A 16,668-nucleotide genomic window follows, 5' to 3' on the forward strand; every position below is an offset into this window, starting at 1 on the left:
ATCCCCCTTGTCCACAAGACCTACTACTACTACTAAATATTATACTTATAAAATAAAGGAGTTTTCATGATTCAATTTTCTATTAATCGTTCCCTTTTTATCCAAGCATTAAATGCAACTAAAAGAGCAATTAGCAGTAAAAATGCTATTCCTGTTCTTTCAACTATTAAAATTCAAGTTAATCCTTCTGATATTACCTTAACTGGATCTAATGGACAAATCTCAATTGAGAACACTATCCCTGTTTCAAATGAAAATGCTGGTTTATTAATTTCTTCAACAGGAGCAATCTTATTAGAAGCTAACTTCTTTATTAATATTATCTCTAGTCTTCCAGATGTTTCTTTAGACTTTAAAGAAATTGAACAACATCAAGTTGTTTTAACAAGTGGTAAATCAGAAATCACATTGAAAGGGAAAGATGTTGAACAATACCCTCGCCTTCAAGAAGTATCAACAGACAACCCATTAGTTTTAGAAACAAAACTTCTTAAATCTATTATTTCAGAAACAGCTTTTGCTGCAAGTACTCAAGAAAGTCGACCAATTCTAACTGGTGTGCACTTGACTTTGAAAGATCATAAAGATTTTAAAGCGGTAGCTACAGATTCCCATCGGATGAGCCAACGTCTCTTGACTTTAGATAAGGCAGCAACTGACTTTGATGTGGTTATTCCAAGTAGATCCTTAAGAGAATTTACTTCAGTCTTTACGGATGAAATTGAAACTGTGGAAATCTTTTTCTCTCCAAGTCAAATTCTATTTAGAAGTGAACACATTTCTTTCTACACGCGACTTTTAGAGGGAAATTATCCTGATACCGATCGTTTATTGATGAATCAATTTGAAACTGAAGCTGTCTTTAATACACAATCTCTTCGTCATGCTATGGAACGTGCGCATTTGATTTCTAATGCAACGCAAAATGGTACGGTTAAACTTGAAATTGCTGAAAATGCCATTACTGCTCATGTTAACTCACCAGAAGTTGGGAAAGTTAATGAAGAATTGGAAACTGTGGAAAAAGCTGGTAGTGATTTAACAATTTCCTTTAATCCAACTTACTTGATTGAAGCTCTAAAAGCTCTTAAGAGTGAAACCGTTAGAATTCGCTTTGTTTCTCCAGTTAGACCATTTACTTTGACACCTGGTGATGACCAAGAAGGATTCGTCCAATTGATTACACCTGTAAGAACAAACTAATCTATAAAAATAAGTCTAAATGGGCTTATTTTTTTGATATGATAGTATGTAATGAAAATAAAAAGGAGTCCACATGTATCAACTGGGAACGATTGTTGAAATGAAAAAACCTCATGCTTGTGTGATTAAAGAAACTGGAAAAAAAGCCAATTCTTGGAAAATTGTACGCTTAGGAGCTGATATCAAAATTCAATGTCAAAATTGTGAACATATTGTTATGATGAGTCGTCATGATTTTGAACGGAAAATGAAAAAAATAATTGGGCAACCGGAAAATCTTTAATTTATAGCTTTTTTGAAGGTCTTTGCAACCTTAAGTTGCGATCAAAAGTGCTGGTTTTAAGCCGTCAAAGATATTATCATTAAGAAAAAAGAAAGTAGGTGAGATGATGACTCAACTTTCAAGTCAACTTAAAATTCTTCGCCAAGCAAGAAATCTTTCTCAAGAAGCTCTAGCAGAACAACTTTTTATTTCACGTCAATCTATTTCTAAGTGGGAAAATGGTGATGCCACCCCAGATTTAGATAATTTGGTCAAATTGGCTGAAGTTTTAAAAGTTAGTTTAGATGAATTGGTTTTAGGTACAAAGGGGTATTCTGATCGAAATGATGAAGAAGATGACAATTTGCACTTGCTTAAACATCGTGAATTTGTCCTAAATCCTGAGACAGGAAAATACGAGAAACGGGATGGATTGTCAATCCTTTTAGATTTGATTTCTGAGTATTGGTGGATAATCTTTTTTGCACCCATTATAATGATGTTTATTAAGTTACTGATAAATTTATTTTAGCCTGTCACTAGACAGGCTTTTTTCCTTTGGTTTATGCTATAATGTTATTGATTGAAATTTTGAACGGAGAATTATAACTTATGGCTTTAACAGCTGGTATCGTTGGTTTACCTAATGTTGGTAAATCTACACTTTTTAACGCAATTACTAAAGCAGGTGCAGAAGCTGCCAACTATCCTTTTGCGACTATTGATCCAAACGTTGGGATGGTCGAAGTTCCAGACGAACGTCTTAATAAATTGACTGAATTAATTGTTCCAAAAAAGACTGTTCCCACAACTTTTGAATTTACTGATATTGCTGGAATTGTTAAAGGGGCTTCAAAAGGTGAAGGTTTAGGTAATAAATTCCTTGCTAATATTCGTGAAGTAGATGCAATTGTTCACGTGGTTCGTGCTTTTGATGATGAAAATGTTATGCGTGAACAAGGACGTGATGATGCCTTTGTTGATCCAATGGCGGATATTGATACCATCAACTTGGAATTGATTCTAGCTGACTTAGATTCTATTAACAAACGCTTTGCACGTGTGGAAAAAATGGCTCGTACACAGAAAGACAAAGAGTCTGTTGCGGAGTTTAATGTTCTCCAAAAAATCAAACCTGTTTTGGAAGATGGTAAATCAGCTCGAACGATTGATTTTACTGAAGAAGAAGCAAAAGTAGTTAAGGGTCTTTTCTTACTAACAACTAAACCTGTTCTTTATGTTGCCAATGTTGATGAAGACCGTGTTGCGGATCCTGATGATATTGATTATGTTAAACAAATTCGTGACTTTGCTGAAACTGAAAATGCGGAAGTTGTTGTTATTTCTGCGCGTGCTGAAGAAGAAATTTCAGAATTAGATGATGAAGAAGATAAGGCAGAATTTTTAGAAGCTATCGGTTTAACAGAATCTGGTGTGGATAAATTAACACGCGCCGCTTATCATTTACTTGGGTTAGGAACTTATTTTACTGCTGGTGAAAAAGAAGTACGTGCTTGGACTTTTAAACGTGGGATCAAGGCTCCCCAAGCTGCAGGGATTATTCACTCAGACTTTGAAAGAGGCTTTATTCGTGCAGTTACTATGAGTTATGATGATCTCATGAAGTATGGTAGTGAAAAAGCTGTTAAAGAAGCTGGTCGTCTTCGCGAAGAAGGTAAAGAATATGTCGTTCAAGATGGCGACATTATGGAATTTAGATTTAACGTTTAAGCAAAAATAGAAATAGGTCAGAAGGTTGGAAGCTAATTCCAACCCTTTTGGCTTTTACAGAAAGTGAGTCGTCATGGTAAAAATGATTGTTGGACTAGGAAATCCTGGTTCTAAATATGACAATACAAAACATAATATTGGCTTTATGGCCATTGATCATTTAGTTAAGGATTTAAACATTTCCTTTACTGAAGATAAGAACTTTAAGGCTTTAGTTGGCTGGTCTTTTATCAATCAGGAAAAAGTCTATTTTGTAAAACCAACTACTTTTATGAATAACAGTGGTCTAGCTGTAAGAGCCCTTTTAACCTACTACAATATTGATATTTCAGATATGATTGTCATTTATGATGATTTAGATATGGAAGTGGGAAAAATTCGTTTCCGTCAGAAAGGTTCTGCTGGTGGTCATAATGGGATTAAATCCATAATTGCTCATATTGGAACGCAAGAATTTGACCGCATCAAAATTGGTATTGGTAGACCACGTCCTGGTGTAACTGTTGTCAATCATGTTTTAGGCAAATTTGAAAAAGATGATGCTATCACTATTGATTTAACCCTTGAAAAAGTTGTTGATGCTGTAAACTTTTATTTGCAGGAAAATAACTTTGAAAAGACCATGCAAAAATATAATGGGTAAATATGGATTTATTAGAATTAGTTAGTCGTAATAAGAGTCTTCAAAGCTGGATGTCAGGGACTGCCACTTTAGGTCGTCAATTGGTTATGGGCCTGTCTGGTTCAAGTAAAGCCTTGGCTATTGCAGCAAATTATATTTATCAAGACGATAAAATCATTATTGTAACGTCAAATCAAAATGAATTGGAAAAACTGTCCTCTGACTTAGCTGCTTTGCTTGGTGAGGAGACCATTTATCAATTTTTTGCTGATGATGTTGCGGCGGCAGAATTTATTTTTTCGTCTTTAGACAAATCTCTGTCTAGGGTTGAAGCTCTGCAATTTTTAAATAATAAAGAGCAAAAAGGGATACTTTTAACCAGTATTATTGGTCTCAAGGTTCTTTTGCCAAATCCAGCGGTTTTCCAAAAGTATAACTATCACTTTGCTGTGGGCCAGGACTATAATCTAGATGATTTGGTTAAAAATCTGGCTCAGGTTGGTTATCAAAAAGTTGGTCAGGTTATGAATCCTGGGGAATTTAGCCGACGCGGTGATATCCTCGATATCTATGAAGTACGCCAGGAAAATCCTTATCGTTTGGAGTTTTTTGGTGATGAGGTTGATGGCATCCGCAGATTTGATAGCGAAAGTCAGAAATCGATTGAGAGTTTAGAGCAAGTTGTGATCAGTCCTGCTAGTGAAATGATTTTGGAGAAAGATGATTTTACACGCGCGATAACTCATTTAGAATCAGCAATGAATTTAGCAAGTTCTGAAGCAAAATCCTATTTGCAAGAGGTCATCTCTGTTTCTAGAGAGGGCTATCGCCATAAGGATATTGGTAAGTTTTTATCCCTTTTTTATGCTAAGGATTGGACTCTTTTGGATTATATCCCTAAAGGGACTCCTGTATTTTTCGACGATTTTCAGAAAATCATGGATAAAAATGCCAGTTTTGATTTGGAAGTAGCAAATCTCTTAACTGAGGATTTGCATCAGGGAAAAGCTGTCTCTTCTTTACACTATTTTGCTGATAGCTATCGTGAAGTGCGCAATTATAAGCCAGCCACTTTTTTCTCAAATTTCCATAAAGGTTTAGGAAATATTAAATTTGATCAGCTCCATCAATTAACGCAATATGCTATGCAGGAGTTTTTCAACCAATTTCCTTTGTTGATTGATGAGATTAATCGTTATCAGAAATCCAAAACAACTATTTTAGTCCAGGTTGAATCTCAACATGCCTATGAACGTTTGCTTAAAAATTTAGAAGAATATCATTTAAGCTTACCGCTTGTTAAGGCAGATGCTATTCAAGCCCAAAAAGCACAAATTATTATTGGACAATTAGCGAATGGTTTCTATTTTGCTGATGAAAAAATTGCCTATATTACAGAACATGAGATTTACCACAAGAAAATCAAACGTCGTGTGCGTAAATCAACTATTTCTAATGCTGAACGTTTAAAAAATTATAATGAACTGGCAAAAGGGGACTATGTTGTCCATAATGTCCATGGGATTGGTCGCTTTATTGGTATTGAAACTATTCAAATTCAAGGTGTTCATAGAGATTATGTGACTATTCAATATCAAAATGCGGATACTATTTCTTTACCGGTAGAGCAAATTGAAAGTTTATCCAAGTATGTTTCAGCTGATGGTAAAGAACCAAAGATTAATAAATTAAATGATGGTCGTTTCCAGAAAACCAAACAAAAGGTTTCCAAACAAGTTGAAGATATTGCTGATGACTTATTAAAATTATATGCTGAAAGAAGTCAGTTAAAAGGTTTCCAATTTTCACCTGATGATGACTTACAAACTTCATTTGATGATGATTTTCCCTTTGTTGAAACAGATGACCAATTACGTTCCATTAAGGAAATTAAGTCTGACATGGAAAGTCAACACCCTATGGATCGTCTTTTAGTGGGTGATGTTGGTTTTGGGAAAACTGAAGTTGCTATGAGGGCTGCCTTCAAAGCGGTTAAGGACCATAAGCAAGTTGCTATTTTAGTGCCAACCACTGTTTTGGCCCAACAGCATTATGAAAATTTTCGAGAACGATTTGAAAATTATCCTGTTGAAGTTGATGTTCTCAGTCGTTTTCGAAGTAAAAAAGAGCAGACAGCTACTTTAGAAAAATTAGCTAAGGGGCAGGTCGATATTATTATTGGTACCCACCGTTTATTATCAAAAGATGTGCAATTTTCTGATTTAGGATTGATTGTCATTGATGAAGAACAGCGCTTTGGGGTAAAACACAAGGAAAAATTAAAGGAATTAAAAACCAAAGTTGATGTTTTGACCTTAACTGCAACGCCAATTCCAAGAACCTTGCATATGTCTATGTTAGGGATTCGTGATTTGTCAGTTATAGAGACACCTCCAACTAACCGATATCCAGTCCAAACCTATGTTATGGAAACAAATCCTGGATTGGTACGAGAAGCGATTATTCGTGAGATGGATCGTGGTGGTCAGGTCTTCTATGTTTATAATAAAGTGGACACTATTGATAAAAAGGTTTCGCAATTACAGGAATTAGTTCCTGAAGCCTCTATTGGTTTTGTTCATGGGCAAATGAGTGAAATTCAACTGGAAAATACGCTCATTGATTTTATTAATGGAGACTATGATGTTCTCGTGGCGACAACAATTATTGAAACTGGTGTCGATATTTCCAATGTGAATACCTTATTTGTTGAAAATGCAGACCATATGGGTCTGTCCACCTTTATCAATTACGGGGAAGGGTTGGTCGTTCCAATCGCATTGCCTATGCTTACTTAATGTATCGTCCGGACAAGGTTCTGTCAGAGATTTCAGAAAAACGTTTGGAAGCTATTAAAGGCTTTACAGAATTGGGATCTGGTTTTAAAATTGCCATGCGTGACTTAGCCATTCGTGGTGCAGGTAATATTTTAGGAGCTTCCCAAAGTGGCTTTATCGATTCTGTTGGTTTTGAAATGTATTCTCAAATGCTAGAGGATGCCATTGCTAACCGTCAAGGAAAGGTTAAAGTACGTCAAAAAGGAAATGCAGAGATTAATCTTCAGATTGATGCCTATCTGCCACAAGACTACCTCAATGACGAGCGTCAAAAAATCGAAATTTACAAGCGTATCCGAGAAATTGACAGTAAAGAAGATTATCTAGCCTTACAAGATGAGATAATGGACCGTTTTGGAGAATACCCAGATCAGGTGGCTTATTTACTGGAAATCGGACTACTCAAATCCTATATGGATAGTGCTTTTGCAGAGCTTCTGGAAAAACGAGATAAGCAAGTCATTGTCCGCTTTGAAAAAGTGTCCTTAACTCATTACCTAACGCAAGATTATTTTGAAGCCTTATCAAAAACCAGCTTGAAAGCTAAAATTAGTGAAAATAGTGGTAAAATTGATATTATTTTTGATGTTAGACAGAAAAAAGATTATGAAATTTTAGAAGAATTAATGTTATTTGGGGAGATGCTGCGTGAAATTAAAGACAGAAAAGCTCGGAAATCAAGTTAGTAAGTCCAGTTTAATCATCAGCTTAAGTGGTCTTATTTCCAAAATATTAGCAGCTATTTATCGGATTCCTTATCAAAACTTGGTTGGGGATAGGGGATTTTATGCTTATCAACAGGTTTATCCTTTATTAGCTATTATTAGTGCTTTGAGTTTGACAGCATTGCCAAATGTCGTCTCAAGTATTTTTCAAAAAAATGAAAGTGAAGATTTACAAAGTCTCTTTCGTTTTCAATTTTTCCTATCTTTAATCTTATCTGCCCTTCTGATTCTGTTTGCTAAACCTCTTGCATTACTTATTGGTTCTTCACAATTAGCAACTAGTATTATCCTGACAGCTTTGGTTTTATTAACAGTTCCTGTGACTTCTTTTTACCGAGGACTTGCACAAGCAAATCTCAATATGTTACCAACAGCTATTAGTCAGGTGATGGAACAGGTCATTCGTGTGTTGATCATTATTGTGGCAGCTATTTCTTATCGCCTCTTTGATTGGTCAGTCTATCATACAGCTAATGTGGCAGCCTCTGGCAATTTACTAGCTAGTTTATTGGTACTTCTTTATTTCTTTTGGCAAAATCCTAAAGGCTTAGCTATTCTCCTAAAGAAAAATCCTAATAAACTCTCAATGAGCCCTAAAATTGGAATTGCTAGTTTGATTTTCATTTTCTACACGGTTTATCTTTTGCTTTTTCAATTTGTGGATGCCCTTTTTGTCAAACATTCTTTAGTCGCGGCAGGCTATTCAAATCAATTAGCTGAAGCTAGTAAGGGAATTTTTGATCGGGGGCAACCCTTGATTCAATTTGCTTTGATTTTTTCAACGGCCTTCTTTACCAGCTTTTTGCCTAAGCTATCTCAGGATTACTTAAAAGATAAGCATAATTACTTGAGTGAAAGTCAGTCTTTCTTTGATTTTATCTTTTATCTTAACATGACGATTTTGATGGGCTTTACTATGATTTTAGCGGCTATGAATAGGACTTTATTTGAGGATAATAAAGGCTGGTTGAGTTTAGAAGTTTTTATGGTAGTCATCCTTTTGTCTAGTTTAATTCAATTTTTCCATCAGAAATTATTTATTGAAAACAGACAGAAAAAATCTTTTCTATTTTTATCAATTGGCTTGCTTTTGAAATTTCTGTTGACGCCTATACTTACCAGTCTTTATGGTATTTTGGGAGCTTCTATTTCGACCATTATTCCTTTATTGTTGGTCTTAGTGCTTTATGCTCTTAGTTCAGATATTCATTTTAGTGTTTTGCGCAATGTCAGATATTGGTTGAGTCTTCTTTTGATGCTTGGAAGTATCTTTATAGCGCAGCGACTTTTGCCAAATGAGACGCGTCTTGAAAACTTTGCTGAGGTGATTCTTGCGAGTTTAGTTGGTTTAATCACCTTTATCTTCTTAGTTAAGAGGCTTGCTGTCTTCGACAAGAAATTATGGTCTTACCTACCATTTGCCAAAGAAAAATGATAGAATAAAATGGACTGCGAGGTAAATCATGAGATTAGATAAATATTTAAAGGTTTCACGTATTATTAAAAGAAGACCTGTAGCTAAAGAAGTTGCGGATAAAGGGCGCATTAAAGTTAATGGTGTTTTGGCCAAGAGTTCCACTGATTTGAAATTAAATGATGTGATTGACATTCGTTTTGGTAATAAATTACTGACGGTTAAAGTCTTGGAAATGAAAGATAGCACCAAAAAAGAAGATGCTCTAAAAATGTATGAGATTATCAAAGAAACAAGGATTGAAAGCGATGAAGAAGCCTAGTATTGTTCAGTTAAACAATAAATACATCAAAAATGAGAATCAAAAAAAGCGTTTTGAAGAAGAAGAAAGTCAAAAACGGAATCGTTTTATGGGCTGGATTTTGGTTGTCATGATGTTTCTTTTCATTCTACCAACCTATAATTTGGTAAAAAGTTATGTGTCTTTACAAGAACAAAATAAACAAGTAACAACACTAAAGAAAGAATACAAAGCACTGGATAAAAGTACCAAGGCTGAAAAAAAATTAGCCAAACAACTTAAAAATACAGACTATGTTAAAAAATACGCACGCGCAAAATACTATTTAACCCAAGAAGGTGAAGTTGTTTACCCAATTCCAGGTTTGTTACCTAAATAAGATGGATAATATTGTCAAAAAAGTTGAAACTTTCCTAGCTTTTTCTGAAGAAAAATTAGAAGAATTAAAAGCTAAGAATCAAGCATTGAAGGAAGAAATGGACCCTCAAGAAGATATTTAAAAAGAAAGGAGACATGATGAAAAAGCTATTCGTTTTAATGATGATGGTCTTTTTTGTGTCTCCTTTACCGGTTATTAGTACTGAAAAAGAGACTTCATTTTCAAATGCTAAAATCCATCCTCTGACGGAAAATGTCATTACCAATTCAATTTATTACAAGACTATTCCTCGTAATCCAAATCTCTATTATGAAAGCAATACTTACTCAAATCCCGAGTTAAGTATTTTTGCTAAGGTTTTGGAACCTAATGCTGATTTTACGATTGAGGATTTGCTGTTAAATCAAGAAAATATTCCTGTCTTCAAATTATCAGATGGTACTTATATTGAGGCTAATCGACAAATCATTTATGATGATGCGACTATAGAAGAAGTTGCTGTGGATAAATCTTTCTGGTTACCAGAGAATTTCACTGTCTATAAAGAACCTTATATGAAAGGTGTTGATTCCCTCAAAACGGATTTAAAAGCTTTTACCAAGGTCCATGCTGATCAATTGGTTCAAACGCAACAAGGTCTTTATTATCGGATTAATGGTAAGGGGTGGATTTCTGACAAGGAATTATCACTTGCTGATAATCGCATGGTTAAAGTGCAACAAGTTTTAAGTCAAAAATATAATAAAGGCAATTATTCTATTTATGTGAAACAACTCGATACGCAAGCTAGTGCAGGAATCAATGCTGATAAGATGATGTATTCTGCTAGTATTGCTAAGTTGGCTACTTTATATTTTGTTCAAAATCAAATTAGCAATGGCAAAGTTAGTCCTGATAAGAAATTGAAATATGTGAAAGATGTTAATCATTTTGAGGGTGATTATGCCCCATCTGGTAGTGGGGAAATTACTAAAACTGCTGACAATAAAGAATATTCTGTTGCAGAATTGTTAAAGGCTATTGCCCAACATTCTGATAATGTGGCAACTAATATCTTAGGTTATTACCTTGCTAATAAGTATGATCAAAATTTCTATTCACAAATTAATGCGGTGTCAGGTATTTCATGGAATATGGAGAAACGCATGATGTCTTCTCGAGCAGCAGCTAATGTTATGGAGTCCATTTATTATCAAAAGGGAGATATCATTTCTTACCTGTCTAAGACTGACTTTGATAATAAGAGAATTTCCAAAAATATTGATGTGCCTGTTGCTCATAAAATCGGTGATGCTTACGATTATAAGCATGATGTTGCTATTGTTTATGGTGATTCACCTTTTATTATTTCTATTTTTACCGATAAAGCGTCATATGACGATATTACTAAAATTGCGGACGATGTGTATTCGATATTAAAATGACCTATTCAAAAATTTATGATAATTGTGTTCAAAAAAACTTTTTTAAAAACCATGACAAGGTTCTGATAGCCGTTTCAGGTGGAGTAGATTCAATGAATTTACTGCACTTTTTGCATTTATATAAGGAGCAGCTAGAAATTGAGATTGCTATTGCTCATATTAATCACAAACAGCGTCAAGAATCTGATTTGGAGGAGTCATATTTAAAGTCTTGGGCTCAGGAAAATAAAATTCCAATCTATATAAGTCACTTTACGGGTGCTTTCTCAGAGGAAAAGGCGCGTGCTTTTCGTTATGACTTTTTTAAAAAGGTCATGCGTGAAGATGGCTATACGGCTTTAGTGACGGCCCATCATGCGGATGATCAAATTGAAACCATTATGATGCGTTTGGTAAGGGGAAGTCTTTTACGATATTTGTCTGGAATAAAAGAGGTTCAAACGATTGCTGAAGGGCAAGTGATTCGGCCTTTCTTAACTGTAAAGAAAGAAGATTTGCCAGCTATTTTCCACTTTGAAGATGCTAGTAATGCAGGTCAGGATTTCTTTAGGAATCGCATCCGCAATCATTATATTCCTCTATTGGAAAGCGAGAATCCTAGATTCAGTGAGTCTCTACTGTCTCTTTCGCAAGAATCAACTTTGCTCTTAGAAGCCTTATCTGATTTAACAACAAGCTTGGATATTCAGGAGAGGTCTGTTTTTTCAGCTCAAACGGATGCTGTTCAGTACTTTTTATTGCAAGATTACCTGACTGCTTTTCCAAATTTACAGCTTTCTCGCAAGCAATTTCAGGAATTACTGCATATTCTCAGTCATAAAAAAGAAGGTCATTTTCCTCTTAAACAGGGATATGAGCTGATTTTAACAGATAGTCGATTTTTTATTGAAAAAATCAGCCCTGAGACGGAGTCCAATTTCCAAGAGCTTTTGTTAGAATATGACTCTAGTATTTCTTTCCCACCTTTTAAGTTTACTTTTTCTGACGAGAAAGCTGACAGGTCTGGTGAATGCATCATTCCACTCTTCAGCCTAGCACCTATCACGCTACGAAAGCGGCAGCCGGGGGATAAGATTGATTTTGGGTCTTTTAGTAAGAAACTCAGGAGACTTTTCATTGATGAGAAATTTTCCATTAAAGAAAGAGAAGAAGCTATTGTTGGGGTTCAAGAAAAGCAAGTGATTTTTGTCCTAGTGGCAGGTCAAACTTATTTGAGAAAAGCGCTAAATAGTGATATAATAAAGGCTAAACTCTATATTGAAAAATGAAGAAAAGGTGACAGCATGCTTGAGAAAGATATTAAAAAAGTTCTTTATTCTGAAGAAGATATCATTTTAAAAACTAAAGAACTGGGCGAACAGCTGACTAAGGATTATCAAGGTAAAAATCCTTTAATGGTCGGTGTTTTGAAAGGTTCAGTACCTTTTATGTCAGAATTGATGAAACACATTGATACACACGTGGAAATTGATTTTATGGTCGTTTCAAGTTATCATGGTGGTACTACAAGTAGTGGTGAAGTTAAAATTTTAAAAGATGTTGATACAAATATTGAAGGTCGGGACATTATTTTTGTAGAGGATATTATCGATACTGGTCGTACTTTACTCTATTTAAGAGATATGTTTAAATACCGTAAAGCAAACTCTGTTAAAATTGCTACTCTATTTGATAAACCTGAAGGTCGTGTGGTTGATATTGAAGCAGACTATGTTTGTTATGATGTGCCAAACGAATTTATTGTTGGTTTTGGTCTAGATTACGCTGAAAATTATCGTAATCTTCCCTATGTAGGAGTATTAAAGGAAGAAGTCTATTCTAAATAGAAAAAGGTTAGTTGTTACTTTATGAAAAATAATAAAAATAATGGTTTTGTAAAAAATTCATTTGTCTATATTATTGTTATTGTTCTTGTTATTACAGGATTTCAATATTATTTAAGAGGGACAAGTACACAAAGCCAACAGATTAGTTATTCTAAACTAATCAAACAAATTAAAGCTGGGGACGTAAAATCAATATCCTACCAGCCTAGTGGAAGTATCATTGAAGTTAAAGGAAAATATGAGAAACCACAGAAATCTGAACTTGATCAAAACTTATCATTCTTTGGTACAGGTTCATCAAATAAGGTGTCAGAGTTTACTGCATTAGCATTACCTACTGATTCAACTTTAAAGGAAATAACCTCTGCTGCAGATAAAAATGGAACTACGATTACTGTAAAACAAGAAAGTTCTAGTGGTGCTTGGGTTTCTTTCTTAATGAGCTTCTTACCTATCATTATCTTCGCTGGTTTCATGATGATGATGATGAATCAAGGTGGTGGCGGTGCACGTGGTGCCATGAGTTTTGGTAAAAATAAAGCTAAATCTCAAAGTAAAGGTGATGTCAAAGTTCGCTTTACAGATGTTGCTGGTGCAGAAGAAGAAAAACAAGAACTTGTTGAAGTTGTTGATTTCCTTAAAAATCCTAAAAAATATAAAGCTTTGGGTGCACGTATTCCTTCAGGTGTCTTATTAGAGGGCCCTCCAGGAACAGGTAAAACATTACTTGCAAAAGCCGTTGCTGGTGAAGCTGGTGTTCCATTCTTTAGTATTTCAGGTTCTGACTTTGTTGAAATGTTTGTCGGTGTAGGTGCAAGCCGTGTCCGTTCACTCTTCGAAGATGCTAAAAAAGCTGAACGTGCTATCATCTTTATTGATGAAATTGATGCAGTTGGTCGACGACGTGGCGCTGGTATGGGTGGCGGTAACGATGAACGGGAACAAACTTTGAACCAACTCTTAATTGAGATGGATGGTTTTGAAGGTAATGAAAGTATCATTGTTATTGCAGCAACTAACCGTAGTGATGTTCTAGACCCCGCCTTACTTAGACCAGGTCGTTTTGACCGTAAGGTTCTTGTTGGTCGTCCTGATGTTAAAGGTCGTGAAGCTATTTTGAAAGTTCATGCTAAGAATAAGCCTTTGGCAGATGATGTAAACTTGAAAGTAGTGGCTCAACAAACACCGGGATTTGTTGGGGCAGATCTTGAAAATGTATTAAACGAAGCAGCTTTAGTAGCGGCTCGTAGAAACAAAGCCAAGATTGATGCTAGTGATATTGACGAAGCAGAAGATAGAGTCATTGCAGGTCCATCTAAGAAAGATAGAACAATCTCGAAACGTGAACGTGAAATGGTTGCCTACCATGAAGCTGGTCACACAATTGTAGGTTTAATCTTGTCAAATGCGCGTGTTGTTCATAAAGTTACTATTGTTCCTCGTGGTCGTGCGGGTGGTTATATGATTGCCCTTCCTAAAGAAGACCAGATGTTACTTTCTAAGGATGATTTGAAAGAACAACTTGCAGGTCTTATGGGTGGACGAGTTGCTGAAGAGATTATTTTTAATGCTCAAACAACTGGTGCTTCAAATGACTTTGAACAAGCCACTCAAATGGCTAGAGCGATGATTACGGAATATGGCATGAGTGAAAAACTTGGACCTGTTCAATATGAAGGAAATCATGCGATGATGCCAGGTCAAATCTCTCCAGAAAAATCATATTCTGCTCAAACAGCACAAATGATTGACGAAGAGGTTCGAGCTTTACTAAATGAGGCTCGTAATAAGGCAGCTGATATTATCAACGAAAATAGAGAAACACATAAATTAATCGCTGAAGCTCTATTGAAATATGAAACATTGGATGCAGCACAAATTAAATCAATTTTTGAAACAGGTAAAATGCCTGAAAATCCAGACTCTGAAAATGAAGAAGTTCATGCATTATCATATGAAGAAATTAAAGAAAAATTGGTTGAAGAAGACGAAAAATAAAAAGGATCCAGAGATTAGTTATCTCTGGATTTTTTGAATATTTACAGCTATCAGTATCTGTGTTAAACTATTTAATATTTATTATAGTAGAAAGTTGATTATGGATTTATTTCGGACAAAAAATAACAGTAGTAAAAAAACTGAAATGAGACGGCATTTGAAAGTTCAAGATTTAGTCTTTTTAGGTCTTGGCTCAATGGTGGGTACGGGTATCTTTACGATTACTGGTATAGGTGCTGCTCAGTATGCTGGACCTGCTTTAACAATTTCAATTATTTTGTCAGCAGCAGCTGTAGCAATATTAGCACTATTTTATGCTGAATTTTCATCTCGTATACCAGCAAATGGAGGAGCATATAGCTATGTATATGCTACTTTAGGTGAATTTCCAGCTTGGATAGTAGGTTGGTACATTATCATGGAATTTCTGACAGCTATTTCTAGTGTGGCTGTTGGCTGGGGAAGTTACTTAAAAGGACTCTTAGCTAATTTTGGGATACATATTCCAACAGCATTAAATGGAACTTTTAATCCGAATAAAGGAACCTATATTGACCTTTTACCAGTTTTAGTCATGTTTATTGTAACGGCAATTGTTTTAATGAATTCAAAAACAGCTTTACGATTTAATTCATTACTAGTAATCCTAAAGTTTTCTGCATTAGCATTATTTATTATCGTAGGTATCTTTTTTATTAAGTCAAATAATTGGACACCTTTCGCACCTTATGGCCTTGGTCAGTTTTATGGTGGTAAATCAGGTATTTTTGCTGGAGCATCAGTAATGTTCTTCGCTTTTTTAGGTTTCGAGTCTATTTCAATGACAGTTGATGAAGTTCAAGAGCCCCAAAAGACAATTCCAAGAGGAATTAACCTATCTCTAGTCATTGTAACAATTTTGTATATAGTGGTTACAACAATTCTGACAGGAATTGTTTACTATAAAGATTTAAACGTACCCGACGCTGTGTCTTTTGCTTTAAGATCAGTTGGTATGGATTGGGCTGCGAACTACATCTCAATTGTAGCAGTTATGACATTAATAACGGTTTGTATCTCAATGACTTTTGCATTAGCAAGAATTGTATATACGATTAGTCGAGACGGATTACTTCCAAAATCACTTCACAAAGTAACTCAGAATAGTTTTGTTCCCCGTAATGCAACTCTTGTAGTTGGAGCCATTTCAATGGTATGTGCTGGAATGGTACCCTTAAACAGTCTTGCTGAATTTGTTAACATTTGTACACTTGCTTATTTGATAATAATGTCGTTTGCAATTATCGTACTACGTAAGAAAAATGGAGCTCCAAAAAATGGTGAATTTAAAACGCCACTAGTTCCAATACTTCCAATCCTAGCAATCATAATTTGTGCTTCTTTCATGTCACAATATATGAAAATCACTTGGATTGCATTTGGTCTATCGACACTATTAGGTACATTAATCTACTTTATTTATGGTTATCGAAATTCGGAAGAAAACAAAAAGTGAAACTAATCATTGATTAGTTTCATTTTATTTTCAATTGAAAATAAAATAAAAAAAGAAGTTAAATTCTATTGACAAACAATTCTAAAGTGAGTATACTTATAAAGCTGTCAAAAAGGCAGAATATCAATAAAAAATGCCAAAGAAAAGTCAAAAAAAGTATTGACAAAGGCATAGTGACCTGATAGAATATAATAGTTGTCTCGTAAGAGATGGCAAGACCTTTGAGAACTGAATAAGACAAGAAAAACCAAATGTGAGGGTGATATGTTTAGATGCATATTATCCGTCAATGAAGTAAAAAACAATAAATCTGTCAGCGACAGAAAAAGAACGAGTAAGTTCAAACTAAAATGAGAGTTTGATCCTGGCTCAGGACGAACGCTGGCGGCGTGCCTAATACATGCAAGTAGAACGCTGAGGTCTAGTGCTTGCACAAGACCAAGGAGTTGCG

The 16,668-nt window shown here is 35.0% G+C and carries 14 protein-coding genes, 1 rRNA gene and 1 pseudogene; all 16 read left to right on the plus strand.

Annotation, left to right across the window (positions count from 1 at the left end; all coding sequences use genetic code 11):
* Positions 1-66 precede the first annotated feature (66 nt).
* Positions 67-1,203 carry a DNA polymerase III subunit beta gene (gene dnaN, locus AT575_RS00070; RefSeq protein WP_102776636.1) on the plus strand — a complete coding sequence of 379 codons (1,137 nt, stop codon included), beginning with the start codon at positions 67-69 and terminating at the stop codon, positions 1,201-1,203.
* A 73-nt stretch (positions 1,204-1,276) separates the two neighbouring features.
* Entirely contained in the window at positions 1,277-1,486 is a 210-nt protein-coding gene (locus tag AT575_RS00075; RefSeq protein WP_071794223.1) for a DUF951 domain-containing protein, read from the plus strand.
* A 106-nt stretch (positions 1,487-1,592) separates the two neighbouring features.
* Positions 1,593-1,997: a helix-turn-helix domain-containing protein gene (locus AT575_RS00080; RefSeq protein ID WP_102776637.1), complete on the plus strand. Its 405-nt coding sequence runs from the start codon at positions 1,593-1,595 to the stop codon at positions 1,995-1,997.
* An 80-nt stretch (positions 1,998-2,077) separates the two neighbouring features.
* Positions 2,078-3,196: a redox-regulated ATPase YchF gene (gene ychF, locus AT575_RS00085; RefSeq protein WP_102776638.1), complete on the plus strand. Its 1,119-nt coding sequence runs from the start codon at positions 2,078-2,080 to the stop codon at positions 3,194-3,196.
* A 73-nt stretch (positions 3,197-3,269) separates the two neighbouring features.
* Positions 3,270-3,839, plus strand: coding sequence for an aminoacyl-tRNA hydrolase (gene pth, locus AT575_RS00090; RefSeq protein WP_102776639.1), 570 nt, complete (start codon positions 3,270-3,272; stop codon positions 3,837-3,839).
* A 2-nt stretch (positions 3,840-3,841) separates the two neighbouring features.
* Positions 3,842-7,341: pseudogene (gene mfd, locus AT575_RS00095) on the plus strand (transcription-repair coupling factor).
* The gene (locus tag AT575_RS00100) at positions 7,304-8,815 is read left to right on the plus strand and encodes an oligosaccharide flippase family protein (protein WP_102776640.1); all 1,512 of its coding nucleotides are present in this window, start codon (positions 7,304-7,306) and stop codon (positions 8,813-8,815) included. Before mfd ends, AT575_RS00100 begins: the two are co-directional and overlap by 38 nt.
* 28 nt (positions 8,816-8,843) lie before the next feature.
* On the plus strand, positions 8,844-9,116 hold the full coding sequence (locus tag AT575_RS00105) for an RNA-binding S4 domain-containing protein (protein WP_071794228.1): 273 nt from the start codon (positions 8,844-8,846) through the stop codon (positions 9,114-9,116).
* A complete protein-coding gene (locus AT575_RS00110) occupies positions 9,103-9,474 on the plus strand; it encodes an FtsB family cell division protein (RefSeq protein WP_102776641.1) in 372 nt (123 codons plus the stop codon). Before AT575_RS00105 ends, AT575_RS00110 begins: the two co-directional genes overlap by 14 nt.
* Before the next feature lies 1 nt (position 9,475).
* Complete coding sequence (locus AT575_RS10945; RefSeq protein WP_281254328.1) at positions 9,476-9,595, plus strand: SP_0009 family protein; 120 nt, start codon at positions 9,476-9,478, stop codon at positions 9,593-9,595.
* A 16-nt stretch (positions 9,596-9,611) separates the two neighbouring features.
* Positions 9,612-10,898 carry a serine hydrolase gene (locus AT575_RS00115; RefSeq protein ID WP_102776642.1) on the plus strand — a complete coding sequence of 429 codons (1,287 nt, stop codon included), beginning with the start codon at positions 9,612-9,614 and terminating at the stop codon, positions 10,896-10,898.
* Positions 10,895-12,166: a tRNA lysidine(34) synthetase TilS gene (tilS, locus tag AT575_RS00120; protein ID WP_102776643.1), complete on the plus strand. Its 1,272-nt coding sequence runs from the start codon at positions 10,895-10,897 to the stop codon at positions 12,164-12,166. The genes AT575_RS00115 and tilS overlap by 4 nt, the downstream gene beginning before the upstream one ends.
* A gap of 15 nt (positions 12,167-12,181) precedes the next feature.
* Entirely contained in the window at positions 12,182-12,724 is a 543-nt protein-coding gene (gene hpt / locus AT575_RS00125) for a hypoxanthine phosphoribosyltransferase (RefSeq protein WP_102776644.1), read from the plus strand.
* A 21-nt stretch (positions 12,725-12,745) separates the two neighbouring features.
* Positions 12,746-14,722, plus strand: a complete 1,977-nt coding sequence (ftsH, locus tag AT575_RS00130; protein ID WP_102776645.1) for an ATP-dependent zinc metalloprotease FtsH — start codon at positions 12,746-12,748, stop codon at positions 14,720-14,722.
* A 100-nt stretch (positions 14,723-14,822) separates the two neighbouring features.
* Positions 14,823-16,217 (plus strand): APC family permease, encoded by a 1,395-nt coding sequence (locus AT575_RS00135; protein ID WP_102776646.1) that lies wholly within the window; start codon positions 14,823-14,825, stop codon positions 16,215-16,217.
* Between the two features lie 346 nt (positions 16,218-16,563).
* A 16S ribosomal RNA gene (locus AT575_RS00140) occupies positions 16,564-16,668 on the plus strand; the annotation flags it as partial.

Source organism: Streptococcus penaeicida (assembly GCF_002887775.1).
In the GTDB taxonomy this organism is placed as follows: domain Bacteria; phylum Bacillota; class Bacilli; order Lactobacillales; family Streptococcaceae; genus Streptococcus; species Streptococcus penaeicida.

What these genes read in the sequence shown, in the direction of transcription:
- pth (WP_102776639.1), top strand. Translation starts at nt 3,270, where the DNA reads ATGGTAAAAATGATTGTTGGACTAGGAAATCCTGGTTCTAAATATGAC.
- AT575_RS00080 (WP_102776637.1), top strand. Translation starts at nt 1,593, where the DNA reads ATGACTCAACTTTCAAGTCAACTTAAAATTCTTCGCCAAGCAAGAAAT.
- AT575_RS00105 (WP_071794228.1), top strand. Translation starts at nt 8,844, where the DNA reads ATGAGATTAGATAAATATTTAAAGGTTTCACGTATTATTAAAAGAAGA.
- hpt (WP_102776644.1), top strand. Translation starts at nt 12,182, where the DNA reads ATGCTTGAGAAAGATATTAAAAAAGTTCTTTATTCTGAAGAAGATATC.
- ychF (WP_102776638.1), top strand. Translation starts at nt 2,078, where the DNA reads ATGGCTTTAACAGCTGGTATCGTTGGTTTACCTAATGTTGGTAAATCT.
- AT575_RS00110 (WP_102776641.1), top strand. Translation starts at nt 9,103, where the DNA reads ATGAAGAAGCCTAGTATTGTTCAGTTAAACAATAAATACATCAAAAAT.
- AT575_RS10945 (WP_281254328.1), top strand. Translation starts at nt 9,476, where the DNA reads ATGGATAATATTGTCAAAAAAGTTGAAACTTTCCTAGCTTTTTCTGAA.
- tilS (WP_102776643.1), top strand. Translation starts at nt 10,895, where the DNA reads ATGACCTATTCAAAAATTTATGATAATTGTGTTCAAAAAAACTTTTTT.
- ftsH (WP_102776645.1), top strand. Translation starts at nt 12,746, where the DNA reads ATGAAAAATAATAAAAATAATGGTTTTGTAAAAAATTCATTTGTCTAT.
- AT575_RS00135 (WP_102776646.1), top strand. Translation starts at nt 14,823, where the DNA reads ATGGATTTATTTCGGACAAAAAATAACAGTAGTAAAAAAACTGAAATG.
- AT575_RS00075 (WP_071794223.1), top strand. Translation starts at nt 1,277, where the DNA reads ATGTATCAACTGGGAACGATTGTTGAAATGAAAAAACCTCATGCTTGT.
- dnaN (WP_102776636.1), top strand. Translation starts at nt 67, where the DNA reads ATGATTCAATTTTCTATTAATCGTTCCCTTTTTATCCAAGCATTAAAT.
- AT575_RS00115 (WP_102776642.1), top strand. Translation starts at nt 9,612, where the DNA reads ATGAAAAAGCTATTCGTTTTAATGATGATGGTCTTTTTTGTGTCTCCT.